Here is a 14,994-nt window from a genome sequence, read left to right on the forward strand (position 1 = left end):
GCCGCTTCGCGACCCAACGGGGGCAAGCCCCCTCGCCACAGGGGTCAGGCCTCGCTCTTCTGATCGGCAGCGTCCTGATCGGCCTTCAAGCGGTCGCGAAAAGCCTTGGGCGAGATGCCCACCCGACGCCGGAACAGGCGCGTGAAGTTAGTCGGATCGGAAAACCCCAGCACGTCGGACATTTCATAAATGGTCATGCTGGTGTAGGTCAGCAAGCGCTTGGCCTCCAGCAACTGACGCTCGTGCATGATCTGCAACGCCGGTTGCCCCGCCAGCTCACGGCACGTGCCGTTGAGGTGGGACACGGAAATCCCCAGCCGATGGGCCAGGTCCTCGACCTTGACGTGCTGGCGATAGGTCTCCTCCACCAGCTGGATAAAACCGTTGAGGTATTCCCGGGCACGCTGCGGACGCTGATTGGCAGCGCGGCGCTGAATCACCTGACGGCTGACCCACACCATGATCACGCTGACCAGCGAATGCATGAGCATTTCCCGCGCCGGTTGATGGCTGGTGTATTCGCTTTGCAGCGCTGAAAACAAGCTGTTGAGGTATTCGCTGTCCTTTCCCGCCGGGTAACTTTCGGCCTGGGCCAGGGCATTCACCGAATTGCCCAACTGCGCCTGAAGATGGGTGACCAGCGGCGCGGCCAGGGTGACAACGAACCCTTCGACGTCCTCGGAAAACCGATAACCATGCACCGATAACGGCGGCAGAATGATGATTGCCGGCTCAGCCAATTGTGAGCGTTTGCCTTCGATCTCAAGCTCTGCCTGACCTTTGAAGACGAAGAGCAACTGACACAAATCAGCGTGGCGATGGGGCTTTATTTCCCATTGATGTTCGCGGCTGCGTTTGGAAATGGTTTCACAGTGGAGCAAATCGGGGGTCGGCCAATCCAGGCTTTCACCGTAGAGTTTGAACACCGGAATCGATGGCAGGGCGGGCTTGTTCATCACTTCAATCCAGGCCTCGAGGGTAACGGGGCGATAATCGCACCGATTGGCAGAATGTACAGGTATCGGCTCAGTTTTCACCTTCAATTGACAGACCCGCAAGTGAAAAATGCAAGCACTCGGTCCATAAAAATCATCCACCGGCCTTGGTCGCGTGGAGCTTGCGAGTCAAAAAAACAATGAAAACACTAAAAACCCAAGTCGCCATCATCGGGGCCGGCCCCTCTGGTTTGCTACTCGGCCAATTGCTGCATAACGCCGGCATCGACACCCTGATTCTCGAACGCCAAACCCCGGACTATGTGCTGGGACGCATCCGTGCCGGTGTCCTCGAACAAGGCATGGTAGAGCTGTTGCGTCAGGCCGGGGTGGGCCAGCGCATGGACGCCGAAGGGCTGGTCCACACAGGCTTCGAGCTGGCCCTGGACGGGCGCCGAGTGCACATCGATCTGCAGGCGCTGACCGGTGGCAAAACCGTGATGGTGTATGGCCAGACCGAGGTCACTCGCGACCTGATGGCCGCTCGTCGGGACGCTGGCGCGCAGACGATTTATGAAGCTGGCAACGTCGTCCCCCACGGCATGAAAACCGCTGAACCCTTTGTCACCTTCGACAAGGACGGCGAAACGTATCGACTTGATTGTGACTATATCGCCGGTTGCGACGGTTTCCATGGCGTGGCGCGGCAGTCGATCCCTGCCGACTGCCTGAAGGTGTTCGAGCGGGTGTATCCGTTCGGCTGGCTGGGGATTCTCGCCGACACCCCGCCGGTTCACGAGGAGTTGGTCTACGCGCGGCATGAACGGGGCTTTGCGTTGTGCAGCATGCGTTCGTCGACACGTACCCGTTATTACCTTCAGGTACCGGCCCAGGATCAGGTTGATGACTGGTCCGACCAACGCTTCTGGGACGAACTCAAATCCCGTCTGCCGACCGCCCTCGCCGATGTGCTGGTGACTGGCCCGTCAATCGAGAAAAGCATCGCACCGCTGCGCAGTTTCGTGGTCGAGCCGATGCAGTACGGGCGGATGTTCCTGGTCGGCGACGCCGCGCACATCGTCCCGCCCACTGGCGCCAAAGGCCTGAACCTGGCGGCCAGCGACGTCAGTACATTGTTCAATATTCTGCTGAAGGTTTACCGTGAAGGGCGTATCGATTTGCTGGAGAAGTATTCCGAAGTTTGCCTGCGACGGGTGTGGAAAGCCGAACGGTTTTCCTGGTGGATGACCTCGATGTTGCATCGCTTCGACGAGCACGACGCGTTCAGTCAGCGCATCAGCGAGTCGGAACTGGCCTATTTCGTTGACTCCGAGGCGGGCCGAAAAACCATCGCAGAAAATTACGTCGGCCTTCCTTATGAGGCTATCGAATAGCCTCCTACCGACTTACACTGGCGAGCATCCCCGCTCGCCTTGCTCCTTGCGGGTCCATCACTGCCCGCAGGTTTTACCGTGACCAATCTCAACCGGCCTGAAACGCCCAAACCAGCCATTCGCAGCGTGCTGATCGCCCTGATGCTGGCGATCTTTCTGGGTGCGCTGGACCAGACCATCGTCGCTGTGTCGATGCCGGCGATTTCTGCGCAGTTCAAGGATGTCAGCCTGTTGGCCTGGGTCATTTCCGGCTACATGGTGGCGATGACCGTGGCGGTGCCGATCTACGGCAAACTCGGCGATCTGTATGGCCGCCGAAGGTTGATGCTGTTTGGAATGGGCTTGTTCACCCTGGCGTCACTGTTCTGCGGGATGGCGCAAAGCATGGAGCAACTGGTGCTGGCGCGGATCTTTCAAGGCATCGGCGCCGGCGGGATGATTTCGGTGAGCCAGGCGATCATCGGCGACATCGTTCCACCGCGCGAACGCGGTCGCTATCAGGGTTACTTCAGCAGCATGTACGCGGTGGCCAGCGTGGCCGGCCCGGTACTCGGTGGCTACATGACCGAATACCTGTCCTGGCGCTGGGTGTTTTTGATCAATCTTCCGTTGGGCCTGGGTGCCTGGTTGGTGGCCTACCGCACGCTGGTGGGACTGCCGGTGCCGCAGCGCAAGCCGATCATCGACTACCTCGGTACGCTGCTGATGATCATTGGCCTGACGGCGTTGTTGTTGGGCATCACTCAGGTTGGCCAGGGGCATTCGTGGCGCAGTGCCGAAGTGGCGGGTTTGCTCGGTTGTGCGGTGGTCGTGCTGGCCGTGTTCGTCTGGCATGAACGGCGAACGCGGGAACCGCTGCTGCCGATGCATTTATTCGCCAACCGCAATGCGATCCTTTGCTGGTGCACGATTTTCTTCACCAGTTTCCAGGCGATTTCCCTGATCGTGCTGATGCCGCTGCGCTTTCAGAGTGTCACCGGCGCCGGGGCTGACAGCGCCGCGATGCACCTGTTGCCGCTGGCCATGGGCTTGCCGATAGGCGCGTATTTCGCCGGGCGCCGGACCTCGGTGACCGGTCGTTACAAGCCGATGATCCTGACTGGCGCGTTGCTCATGCCGTTGTCGATTCTCGGCATGGCATTCAGTGCACCGCAGGCATTTGTGCTGAGCAGCCTGTTCATGTTGCTCAGCGGCATCGCCAGCGGAATGCAGTTCCCGACGTCGTTGGTGGGCACGCAAAACTCAGTGGATCAACGGGACATTGGCGTGGCCACCAGCACCACCAATCTGTTCCGCGCGCTGGGCGGTGCAGTGGGCGTGGCGTTGATGTCGGCGCTGTTGCTGGCGTTGTTGCAGGACTCCAGTTTCGCGCACCTGGCCGGCTCGTCGCTGATTGCCGAGGGCCGTTCGGGGAATGTCTTGCTCGATGGTTTGAGCGCCGCGCCGGGGGACGCGCAAAACGCCTTGCGCGCCGAGTTGCTGCTGACCTTCCGGCATTTGCTGATGGTCAGCGCGGCGGTATCGCTGCTGGGGCTGGCGGCAGCGATTGCCATGCCGAACAGGGTGTTGCGTGGGCGGGAAGACAAGGTTCGGTAGAAAGACCGAGGCGCGGCCTTCGCGGGCAAGCCCTGTGGCCAGTGTAGTGAGAGGGATTATCTGTGGTGGGCGGATTATCTGTGGCGAGGGGGCTTGCCCCCGTTCGGCTGTGCAGCAGTCGCAAATCAGGCACCACGGAAAATGGATATGGGGCGGCTACGCCACCCAACGGGGGCAAGCCCCCTCGCCACAAGCAAGCTCCCTCGCCACAAAAAGACCATTGCACAAACCCCATTGCTACATCGGGCTATTGAGGCCTGGCGTGCAGCTGCTGTTGCAGGTTCTGGATCTGCGCCTGCAAGGTGTTGATGTTGCGGGTGACCTGGCCGCGGAAGGCATCGAACTCGGCGGTATTGTTGCCACCCTGCGTTGCGGCCGGGCGGTTGTCCTGTTGGCTTTTGAGCACGATCATGTCTTGCTCCAGGCGCTCGACGGCGGCGCTCGGGTTGCCTTGCCGCTTCAGCGCAGCGATGTCGGCGCCAAGGCTTTTGAGTTGGGCGTCGACTTTGCTGGTATCGGCCGGCGCGCTCTTCAAGGCGGCCAGTTCGCCGCTCAAGGCTTTGACCTGGGCCTGCAACTGAGCATTGGCGGCTTGTTGTTCGGTGGCCTGCGTGGTCATTTGCGCCAGGCGCTTGTCCAGATCGGAGGTCTGGCCGAGCACGCCTTGCTGCTGTTTGCTCTGATCCTGGAGTTTGCTTTCCAGCTGTTTGCTCTGGTCCTGGAGTTTGCCTTCCAGTTGTTTGATTTGCAGCTTCAACGCTTCACTGCCGGTGTTGACCGTAGACTGGCTGGCCACGACCTTGCCGGAAATGTCCTGCAAGCGCCCCGCCGCTTCCTCACTGATGCGCGCGAAACTTTCCTGGGTCGCCACCAGTTGTTGTTCCATAAGCGAAATCTGCTGAAAACTCCACCAGGCAAGGCCGGCGAAGGCAAAGAACAACGCGCCGACCAACGCCCACAGGGGACCGGTGCTCGGGCCTTTGACTTTGACCACCGGTGCGGTGCGCGAATGCACGGACGTGCGAGCGGTGGTTGGAAAATCATCATCGTCGAGGCTGTCGGCACGCAGGCTCGGTACATCGTCGAAGTCGTCGTTGGCATCGTTACGCATGGACATTGAGTCAACCTTTGTAAAACGCGGTGATGGCTTGATGCGGCGAAGTATAACTCCCGCTGGCGCACCGGTTGACCCTGAACCCCGAACTCGGTTCAGTAGGGGGCAACCCTTGTGTGTCAGCGAATGTCCTGAGCCTTCCACCAGGCGCAAAATTCATCGAGGGCGGTCCAGAGGCTGACTTTCGGATCGTAGTCCAGATAATGCCGGGCGCGACTGATGTCCAGGGTGAAATTTTTGTTCATTACCTGCATGCCCAGCCGCGACAGGGTCGGCTCGGGACGCCCCGGCCACAGCTTGCAAACACCCTCGTTGAGCGCCGCAAGGCTGTAGGCCAAGCCGTAGGAACGGTAACGAGTCACCTGTGGGACATCCATTTTGCGCATCACGTAATTGACCACATCCCACAACGGCACCGGCGCTCCGTTACTGATGTTGTAGGCCTTGCCCAAGGCCGAACCGCTGGCCAGCAAGCTGCTGAACAACGCTTCATTGAGGTTTTGCACACTGGTGAAGTCAACCTTGTTCAGGCCATTGCCGATAATCGCCAACCGCCCTTTGCGCTGCATCTTCAGCAGCCTGGGGAAAATGCTCATGTCACCTGCGCCCGTCACGAAACGCGGGCGCAGGGCCAGGGTTTCGAGGCCGAACTCCTGCGCCCCGAAAACTTTTTGCTCGGCCAGGTATTTGGTCGCGGCGTAGGGATGCTTGAAGCGCTTGGGCACCTGGTCTTCGGTCAACCCCAGATGATCGCGGCCATCGAAGTAAATCGATGGCGACGACAAATGCACCAGGCGCCGCACCCGTTGCTTCAGGCAGGCCTCGACCACGTTCTCGGTGACCTCGACGTTGCCTTGATGGAAGTCCTGATAGCGTCCCCACAAACCGACAGCGCCGGCACAATGGACCACGGCTTCGACATCGGAACACAGGTCGCGCGCCAGTTGCGGGTCGCTCAAGTCGCCCTGGATGAACTCGGCACCACGGCGTACCAAATGCTCGACACTCTCGGCCCGGCGACCGTTGACCCGCACGTCCAGGCCCTGCTCCAGGGCGAAACGCGCAAAGCGTCCGCCAATGAAGCCGCTTGCGCCGGTGACCAGAATCTTCATGTATTGCTCCGAATATTTCGTTTTGCGTTTTGCGTTTTGCATAGGGCGTGAGGTCTTGACGCCAGCCGTCAGTCCAACGGCACCAGCCATTGCTTCGACGAACGCACCAATTGATCGGTGAGTAACCCCAACAGCTGACCGCCATTGCGCCAATGATGCCAGTACAGCGGCACATCGATCGGCTTATCTGGCAAAAGCTCCACCAATTGACCGCGCGCCAGTTGCTCGCGCACCTGCAATTCAGGCACCAGACCCCAGCCAAGCCCCGCTTCCGTGAGACGAAGAAAACCTTCGGAGGATGGGCATAAATGGTGTTCGAAACCGCCATTCACGCCTACTGACGCGAGGTAACGATGCTGCAGGAAATCGTCCGGGCCAAACACCAGCGCCGGGGTTCTGGCCAGCTGATCGGCGCGCACACCTTGGGGAAAATGCCGGGCAATGAACGCCGGGCTGGCCAACGCACGGTAGCGCATCGCCCCCAACAGTACGCTGCGCGCGCCGGCCACCGGCCGCTCACTGGCGCAGAGACATCCCGCCACTTCACCCGCGCGCATGCGTTTGAGGCCGACGGTCTGGTCTTCCACCACCAGGTCGAGCAGTAAATGTTGTTCGGCGCAAAAATCCCCCACCGCCGCAGCCCACCAGGTGGCCAGGCTGTCGGCATTGAGCGCAATGCGCAGGCGTTCCGGCAGGCCCTCTTCGTCCAGCGCCGGCACCAGGCTTTGCAGATCGCGCTCCAGCAATCGCACCTGCTGCACATGGTTGAGCAATCGCCGGCCAATCTCCGTCGGGGCCGGAGGCGTGACCCGCACCAACACCGGTTGGCCGACCCGCGCCTCCAGCAGTTTGATGCGCTGGGAGATCGCCGACTGGGACAAGCCCAACACCTGCGCGGCGCGTTCGAATCCGGCCTGCTCGATCACAGCGGCGAGCGCGGACAGTAATTTGTAGTCGAACATCAGTTTTCCTAATGAGCGATCAGCACTATTGGTTTTTCTTATACAACTTCCCACCGGAGAATGGCCAGCAAGAACTCTTGAACAAGGATCACCGACATGGCTGGCGAAACCTCATTGGCCGCTCTGCTGCGCAGCATGAGCCCGCAACTCAACGACGGTGAATACGTGTTCTGCACGTTGCCCGACGGCAAGCTGCCCGCGGGCCTTGAGATTGTCGGCAGCTTGCGCGAACAGGAAGGGCTGACCGTGATTCTGCAACGTTCCCAGGCCGAAAAGGCCGGTTTCGGCTTCGACTACGTCGCTGCCTGGATCACCTTGAACGTGCACTCAGCGCTCGAAGCCGTCGGCCTGACTGCCGCGTTCGCCACGGCACTGGGCCAGGCCGGCATCAGTTGCAACGTGATTGCCGGTACTACCACGACCATTTGTTCGTCGGCCAGGCCGATGCCGAACGCGCCCTGCAGGTACTGCGGGATTTGGCGGCCAACGCGGAGTAAACATCTTATGTGGCAAAGCTATGTGAACGGCCTGTTGGTGGCCGCCGGGCTGATCATGGCGATCGGCACCCAGAATGCGTTTGTGTTGGCGCAGAGCCTTCGACGTGAACATCACCTGCCGGTGGCGGCGCTCTGCGTAACCTGCGATGCGTTGCTGGTGGCCGCCGGGGTGTTTGGCCTGGCGACGTTGCTGGCACAGAACCCGACGCTGTTGGCCATCGCCCGTTGGGGTGGCGCGGCGTTTCTGCTGTGGTATGGCAGCCTTGCGTTGCGTCGGGCGTGCTCGAAACAGAGCCTGCAACAAGGCGAGAACCAGACCGTGCGCTCGCTGCGGGCAGTGCTGCTCAGCGCCTTGGCGGTGACCTTGCTCAACCCGCACGTCTACCTGGACACCGTGTTGCTGATCGGCTCTCTCGGCGCACAACAGACCGAGCCCGGTGCCTATGTCGTGGGCGCGGCCAGTGCATCGTTGCTGTGGTTTTTTACCCTGGCCCTCGGCGCAGCGTGGCTGGCACCGTGGTTGGCACGGCCCAGTACCTGGCGAATCCTCGACCTGTTGGTCGCCGTGATGATGTTCACCGTAGCGATTCAACTGATCATCGCCGGGTGATTTATTCCAAATGGCCAAGGGGATGCCCTCGCTAAATGACGGTCGCGCCGCCCCCCCGTAAAGCGCAAGACTAGGCGTGAGGAGTGAGGTTTGGTGGTCCAAATGAGCGACGAACAACGACGGATTGCGCTTTACGGGGGGACGGCCCTCCGGGTTGGAGCTGTGATCGTGCCAGGCGGCGTTGCGGGACTTGAAGAGGCAGAAAGCATCTTCAGCGTCCCGCGCCTTGCCTGGCACGATCACAGCTCCAACGCGATCCGTCATTTAGCGAGGGCATCCCCTTGAACCTCTATCCCACACAGTTGTTGCGTGGTTATGCCGCACCCCCGGTGCTATGATCCGATCCCTGCGCCGCAAAGAGTACAAACTCCCCGGCGCATGTCTGGCCGCCCGTGATCGGCCTTGCGCTCACCGCAACTGACCTGATTAGGAGAATCATCATGGCTTTCGAATTGCCGCCGCTGCCTTATGCACACGATGCCCTGCAGCCGCACATTTCCAAGGAAACTCTGGAATACCACCACGACAAGCACCACAACACCTATGTCGTGAACCTGAACAACCTGGTGCCAGGCACCGAGTTCGAAGGCAAGACCCTGGAACAAATCGTCAAGACTTCCTCGGGCGGTATCTTCAACAACGCCGCTCAGGTCTGGAACCACACGTTCTACTGGAACTGCCTGGCGCCAAACGCCGGCGGTCAACCAACCGGCGCTCTGGCTGATGCCATCAACGCAGCTTTCGGTTCGTTCGACAAGTTCAAGGAAGAGTTCAGCAAAACGTCCATCGGTACCTTCGGTTCCGGTTGGGGCTGGCTGGTGAAAAAGGCTGACGGTTCCCTGGCTCTGGCCAGCACCATCGGCGCCGGCAACCCGCTGACCAGCGGCGACACCCCGCTGCTGACCTGCGACGTCTGGGAACACGCTTACTACATCGACTACCGCAACCTGCGTCCGAAGTACGTTGAAGCGTTCTGGAACCTGGTCAACTGGAAATTCGTGGCTGAGCAGTTCGAAGGCAAAACCTTCACCGCTTAAGCTTCGCTCCAGTCAAGAAACCCGGCTTTCATGCCGGGTTTTTTATGGGTTCGGAAATGGATACATCCCTACAGCCGCGAAGAACGATAACGCGGTCTATCGTTCGCCCTATTGCCCCTACAGCACAGCGGTCTAACATCAACACAAGGAAAAATTGGCACAATCTCCTCAAGTTGAAGGCCTCGACAACCGACACAGTGTTAATAGGGCAAATACTCCAAACAGCAGCCTATCGGCCAAGCTACCGGCAATATCCCCCGGGCTGGATTGTCCCTTTGACTGCCATCACGGTATTGCCAATACTCACGGCAACTTGACGCTATCCGCACGGAACAAGGAATAACCCTTTGAAGCTGGAACTCAAGAACAGCTTGTCGGTGAAGTTGCTCCGGGTCGTGCTCCTGTCGGCATTGATCGTCGGCGTGGTCTTGAGCTGCGCACAGATTGTTTTCGATGCCTATAAAACACGTCAGGCCGTGGCCAGCGATGCCCAGCGCATCCTCGACATGTTTCGAGATCCCTCCACCCAGGCCGTCTACAGCCTGGACCGGGAAATGGGCATGCAGGTGATCGAAGGCCTGTTCCAGGACGACGCCGTGCGCATGGCCTCCATCGGCCACCCGAATGAAGCGATGCTCGCGCAAAAATCCCGCGAGTTGCAGCACTCACACAGCCGCTGGCTGACCGACCTGATCCTCGGCCAGGAACGCACGTTCACCACCCAACTGGTGGGGCGCGGTCCCTACAGCGAGTACTACGGTGACCTGAGCATTACCCTCGACACCGCGACCTACGGCCAGAGCTTCATCATCAGCTCGGTGATCATCTTCATCTCTGGCGTCTTGCGCGCATTGGCCATGGGCCTGGTGTTGTATCTGGTTTACCACTGGCTGCTGACAAAACCGTTGTCGCGGATCATCCAGCATCTGACTGAAATCAACCCGGACCGGCCCAGCGCCCACAAGATTCCGCAGCTCAAGGGTCATGAGAGAAACGAGCTGGGGATCTGGATCAACACCGCCAACCAGCTGCTCGAATCCATCGAGCGCAACACTCACCTGCGCCACGAAGCGGAAAACAGCTTGTTGCGCATGGCCCAGTACGACTTTCTCACCGGTCTGCCGAACCGCCAGCAATTGCAGCAACAGCTGGACAAGATCCTCGTCGACGCCGGCAAATTGCAGCGTCGGGTCGCGGTGCTGTGTGTCGGGCTCGATGACTTCAAGGGCATCAACGAACAATTCAGCTATCAGGCCGGCGACCAATTGCTGTTGGCCCTGGCCGATCGCCTTCGGGCTCACAGCGGCCGCCTCGGCGCCCTCGCCCGCTTGGGTGGCGACCAGTTCGCGCTGGTCCAGGCCGACATCGAACAACCCTACGAAGCTGCCGAACTGGCCCAAAGCATTCTCGATGATCTGGAAGCGGCGTTCGCCCTCGATCATCAGGAAATCCGCCTGCGCGCCACCATCGGCATCACCCTGTTCCCCGAGGACGGTGACAGCACCGAGAAACTGCTGCAAAAAGCCGAGCAGACCATGACCCTGGCCAAGACACGCTCGCGCAACCGCTATCAGTTCTATATCGCCAGCGTCGACACGGAAATGCGGCGGCGTCGCGAGCTGGAAAAAGACCTGCGCGACGCCTTGATCCGTGACCAGTTCTACCTCGTCTACCAGCCGCAGATCAGCTACCGCGATCATCGCGTGGTAGGTGTCGAGGCGTTGATTCGCTGGCAGCATCCCGAGCATGGGCTGGTGCCACCGGACCTGTTCATTCCGCTGGCAGAGCAGAACGGCACCATCATCGCCATTGGCGAATGGGTGCTGGATCAGGCCTGCAAACAACTGCGCGAGTGGCACGATCAGGGCTTCGTCGACCTGCGCATGGCGGTGAACCTGTCCACCGTGCAATTGCACCACGCCGAGTTGCCAAGGGTGGTCAACAACCTGCTGCAGATCTACCGCCTGCCACCGCGCAGCCTGGAGCTGGAAGTCACCGAAACCGGCCTGATGGAAGACATCAGCACCGCCGCCCAGCACTTGCTGAGCCTGCGTCGCTCCGGCGCGCTGATCGCCATCGACGACTTCGGCACCGGTTATTCGTCATTGAGTTATCTGAAAAGCCTGCCGCTGGACAAGATCAAGATCGACAAGAGTTTCGTCCAGGACCTGCTCGATGACGACGACGATGCGACCATCGTTCGAGCCATCATCCAGCTGGGCAAAAGCCTGGGCATGCAGGTGATTGCCGAAGGCGTGGAAACCGCTGAACAAGAGGCCTACATCATCTCCGAAGGCTGCCACGAAGGTCAGGGCTATCACTACAGCAAACCGCTGCCGGCGCGGGAATTGAGCGCCTACCTCAAGCAGGCCCAGCGCAGTAACGCGGCCATCCTCTGAAACAACCTTTGTAGCAGTTGACGGAGCCCTGTGGCGAGGGAGCTTGCTCCCGCTCGGCTGCGCAGCAGTCGCCACCAGGTTGACGCGATCCTTCTGGAAGAACCGGGTTGCAGAATTTGGGACAGCTTCGCTGTCCAGCGGGAGCAAGCTCCCTCGCCACAGGTGAATAAGAAATATTTACAGGCGCAACCCTTTACAGATAATGCGAAAGATTTGCATTATGTCGCAGTTTTGCGCGCCGCCCGTGCGCGCCCAATCCATTACCGAAGCAGGATGTTCGCCATGATTCGTATGCCTCTGGCCACCGCCAGTCTGCTGGCCATCGCTATTTCCCTCGCCGGTTGCGGCGAAGGCAAAGACAAGGCTGTCGCTCAACAAGCGCCGACCCCGGCCGCCAGCACAACTGCGCCTGCTGCCAGCGCTAAAGTCGACGAAGCTGCCGCCAAGGCTGTGGTCGCGCACTACGCCGACATGGTCTTTGCCGTTTACAGCGATGCCGAATCCACCGCGAAAACCCTGCAAACCGCCGTCGACGCGTTCCTCGCCACGCCGAACGCCGACACCCTCAAAGCCGCCAGGGCTGCCTGGGTCGCGGCCCGCGTGCCTTACCTGCAGAGCGAAGTGTTCCGCTTCGGCAACACCATCATCGACGACTGGGAAGGTCAGGTGAACTCTTGGCCACTGGATGAAGGCCTGATCGACTACGTCGACAAATCCTACGAACACGCACTGGGTAACCCGGGCGCCACCGCCAACATCATCGCCAACACTCAGGTTCAGATCGGCGAAGACAAGGTCGACGTGAAAGACATCACCCCGGAAAAACTCGCCAGCCTGAACGAGCTGGGCGGCTCCGAGGCCAACGTCGCCACCGGCTACCACGCCATCGAATTCCTGCTCTGGGGCCAGGACCTGAACGGCACCGGCCCTGGCGCCGGCAACCGTCCAGCCTCCGATTACCTGGAAGGCAAAGGCGCTACCGGCGGTCACAACGATCGTCGTCGCGCTTACTTGAAATCCGTGACCCAACTGCTGGTCAACGACCTGGAAGAAATGGTCGGTAACTGGAAGCCGAACGTGGCCGACAACTACCGCGCCACCCTGGAAGCCGAACCGGCTGAATCCGGTCTGCGCAAAATGCTGTTCGGCATGGGCAGCCTGTCCTTGGGCGAACTGGCCGGCGAGCGCATGAAGGTTTCCCTGGAAGCCAACTCCCCGGAAGACGAACAGGATTGCTTCAGCGACAACACCCACAACTCACATTTCTACGATGCCAAAGGCATTCGTAACGTGTACCTGGGCGAATACACCCGTGTCGACGGCACCAAAATGACCGGCGCCAGCCTGTCGTCCCTGGTGGCCAAGGCCGACCCTGCTACCGATACCGCGCTGAAAGCCGACCTGGCGGCGACGGAAGCCAAGATCCAGATCATGGTCGATCACGCCAACAAGGGTGAACACTACGACCAACTGATCGCCGCCGGTAACACCGCTGGCAATCAGATCGTGCGCGACGCCATCGTCTCGCTGGTCAAGCAGACCGGTTCGATCGAAGCCGCCGCCGGCAAACTGGGCATCAGTGACCTGAACCCGGACAACGCAGATCACGAGTTCTGATCAACGCTGGCTGAGTGAATACAAAGGCGACCTTCGGGTCGCCTTTTTCATGCCTGATTTTTGAGTGATGCTGATGGCCTCATCGCGGGCAAGCCACGCTCCCACAAGTTCAGTGCAAAACTTCTGTGGGAGCGTGGCTTGCCCGCGATGGCCGCGACGCGGTCTGACGTCAAACCTGCCCCACATCAACCAAACGATAATTCCTCTTATTCAAACTCCTCTGCCCTGTTAGACTTTGCGCCCTTGTTTTGCTCGTCTTGCAGGATATCCGATGCCCTCGCTGCCTCTTCGCTTGTCTGCACTGTTGCTGGCCCTGGGCCTGAGTGCCTGCGATGACGCCCCACGTTTTACCCAGGCCGAACCTGGTGAAGCCCGGTCCGGTGGCAGCGCGACGGTGCGCAAGACCGATCAGAATGCATTCTCTTTGCCGTCCGCCAATCTGCCGCCGTCACGGCGCGTCGACTTCAGCGTCGGCAATAGCTTCTTTCGCAGCCCCTGGGTGATTGCGCCGTCGACCACCACCGCCCGCGATGGCCTCGGCCCGTTGTTCAATACCAACGCCTGCCAGAACTGCCACATCAAGGACGGGCGCGGTCATCCACCGACGCCCGATGCACCGAATGCGGTGTCGATGCTGGTACGCCTGTCGATTCCCGATGCGCCGGCCTATGCCAAAGTCATCGAACAACTGGGCGTAGTGCCGGAGCCGGTCTACGGCGGCCAGCTCCAGGACATGTCGGTGCCCGGCGTCGCCCCGGAAGGCAAGGTGCGCGTCGATTACACACCGGTCCCGGTGCGTTTCAAGGACGGCAGCGAAATCGAGTTGCGCAAACCGACCTTGCAGATCACCCAACTCGGCTATGGCCCGATGCACCCCGACACACGTTTCTCGGCACGTATCGCACCGCCGATGATCGGCCTGGGCTTGCTTGAAGCGATCCCTGACGAAGCCATCCTCGCCAATGCCGTGGCCCAGGCCCGGGAGAAAAACGGCATCGCCGGACGACCGAACCGGGTCTGGGACGACGCGCAGCAGAAAACCGTCCTCGGACGATTTGGCTGGAAGGCCGGGCAACCGAACCTCAATCAACAGAACGTTCATGCGTTCTCTGGCGATATGGGCCTGACGACAAGCCTCAGACCCATTGATGACTGCACCGACGCCCAAACCGCGTGCAAGCAGGCGCCCAACGGCAATGGCCCGGATGGCGAACCGGAAGTGAGCGACAACATTCTGCGTCTGGTGCTGTTCTACAGTCGTAACCTCGCCGTGCCGGCCCGTCGCGATGTTGGCGCACCTGAGGTGCTGGCCGGCAAGAATCTGTTTTTCCAGGCTGGATGCCAGTCCTGTCACACCCCTCAATACACCACCGCCGCCAACGCCGCGGAACCTGAATTGGCCAATCAAGTGATTCGCCCTTACAGCGATCTGCTGCTCCACGACATGGGCGACGGTCTGGCCGACCACCGCAGCGAATTCCAGGCCAGTGGCCGCGACTGGCGTACACCGCCGTTGTGGGGCATCGGCCTGACGCAAACGGTCAGCGGCCACACCCAGTTTTTGCATGACGGCCGCGCCCGCAACCTGCTCGAAGCCGTGCTCTGGCATGGCGGCGAGGCAAAAGCGGCGCAGCAACAGGTTTTGTCTTTCAATGCCGAGCAGCGCGCGGCGTTGCTGGCATTTTTGAATTCCCTTTAATACGTATTCCTTCAACGGGAGC

General features: G+C 60.3%; 11 protein-coding genes and 1 pseudogene. 8 read left to right on the forward strand and 4 right to left on the reverse strand.

Annotation, left to right across the window (positions count from 1 at the left end):
• Positions 1–44: 44 nt before the first annotated feature.
• A complete protein-coding gene (locus J3D54_RS02275; RefSeq protein ID WP_253416527.1) occupies positions 45–956 on the reverse strand; it encodes a helix-turn-helix domain-containing protein in 912 nt (303 codons plus the stop codon).
• A 179-nt stretch (positions 957–1,135) separates the two neighbouring features.
• Here J3D54_RS02275 and pobA point away from each other — a divergent pair, with 179 nt between their 5' ends.
• Entirely contained in the window at positions 1,136–2,329 is a 1,194-nt protein-coding gene (pobA, locus tag J3D54_RS02280; protein WP_253416528.1) for a 4-hydroxybenzoate 3-monooxygenase, read from the forward strand.
• Positions 2,330–2,407: 78 nt separating this feature from the next.
• Complete coding sequence (locus J3D54_RS02285) at positions 2,408–3,925, forward strand: MDR family MFS transporter (RefSeq protein ID WP_253416529.1); 1,518 nt, start codon at positions 2,408–2,410, stop codon at positions 3,923–3,925.
• 247 nt (positions 3,926–4,172) lie between these two features.
• Here J3D54_RS02285 and J3D54_RS02290 read toward each other — a convergent pair whose 3' ends face one another.
• The 3 genes from J3D54_RS02290 to J3D54_RS02300 form a co-directional block, all read right to left on the reverse strand.
• The gene (locus tag J3D54_RS02290; RefSeq protein WP_253416530.1) at positions 4,173–5,042 is read right to left on the reverse strand and encodes an ATPase; all 870 of its coding nucleotides are present in this window, start codon (positions 5,040–5,042) and stop codon (positions 4,173–4,175) included.
• A gap of 116 nt (positions 5,043–5,158) precedes the next feature.
• Positions 5,159–6,151, reverse strand: a complete 993-nt coding sequence (locus J3D54_RS02295) for an NAD(P)-dependent oxidoreductase (protein WP_230174919.1) — start codon at positions 6,149–6,151, stop codon at positions 5,159–5,161.
• A gap of 68 nt (positions 6,152–6,219) precedes the next feature.
• A complete protein-coding gene (locus J3D54_RS02300) occupies positions 6,220–7,113 on the reverse strand; it encodes a LysR family transcriptional regulator ArgP (protein WP_253416531.1) in 894 nt (297 codons plus the stop codon).
• A 96-nt stretch (positions 7,114–7,209) separates the two neighbouring features.
• Between J3D54_RS02300 and J3D54_RS02305 the strand changes: the two are divergent.
• The 6 genes and pseudogenes from J3D54_RS02305 to J3D54_RS02330 all read left to right on the forward strand — a co-directional run bounded on the left by J3D54_RS02305 (position 7,210) and on the right by J3D54_RS02330 (position 14,972).
• Positions 7,210–7,610 (forward strand): annotated as a pseudogene (locus J3D54_RS02305) (ACT domain-containing protein).
• A gap of 7 nt (positions 7,611–7,617) precedes the next feature.
• Positions 7,618–8,220 (forward strand): LysE/ArgO family amino acid transporter, encoded by a 603-nt coding sequence (locus tag J3D54_RS02310; RefSeq protein WP_253416532.1) that lies wholly within the window; start codon positions 7,618–7,620, stop codon positions 8,218–8,220.
• Positions 8,221–8,660: 440 nt separating this feature from the next.
• The gene (locus tag J3D54_RS02315; RefSeq protein ID WP_253416533.1) at positions 8,661–9,257 is read left to right on the forward strand and encodes a superoxide dismutase; all 597 of its coding nucleotides are present in this window, start codon (positions 8,661–8,663) and stop codon (positions 9,255–9,257) included.
• Between the two features lie 347 nt (positions 9,258–9,604).
• The gene (locus J3D54_RS02320; RefSeq protein ID WP_253416534.1) at positions 9,605–11,656 is read left to right on the forward strand and encodes a bifunctional diguanylate cyclase/phosphodiesterase; all 2,052 of its coding nucleotides are present in this window, start codon (positions 9,605–9,607) and stop codon (positions 11,654–11,656) included.
• A 282-nt stretch (positions 11,657–11,938) separates the two neighbouring features.
• Positions 11,939–13,273 (forward strand): imelysin family protein, encoded by a 1,335-nt coding sequence (locus J3D54_RS02325; protein ID WP_253416535.1) that lies wholly within the window; start codon positions 11,939–11,941, stop codon positions 13,271–13,273.
• A gap of 271 nt (positions 13,274–13,544) precedes the next feature.
• The gene (locus J3D54_RS02330; RefSeq protein ID WP_253416536.1) at positions 13,545–14,972 is read left to right on the forward strand and encodes a di-heme oxidoredictase family protein; all 1,428 of its coding nucleotides are present in this window, start codon (positions 13,545–13,547) and stop codon (positions 14,970–14,972) included.
• Positions 14,973–14,994: the final 22 nt, after the last annotated feature.

This window comes from Pseudomonas sp. GGS8 (assembly GCF_024168645.1).
In the GTDB taxonomy this organism is placed as follows: domain Bacteria; phylum Pseudomonadota; class Gammaproteobacteria; order Pseudomonadales; family Pseudomonadaceae; genus Aquipseudomonas.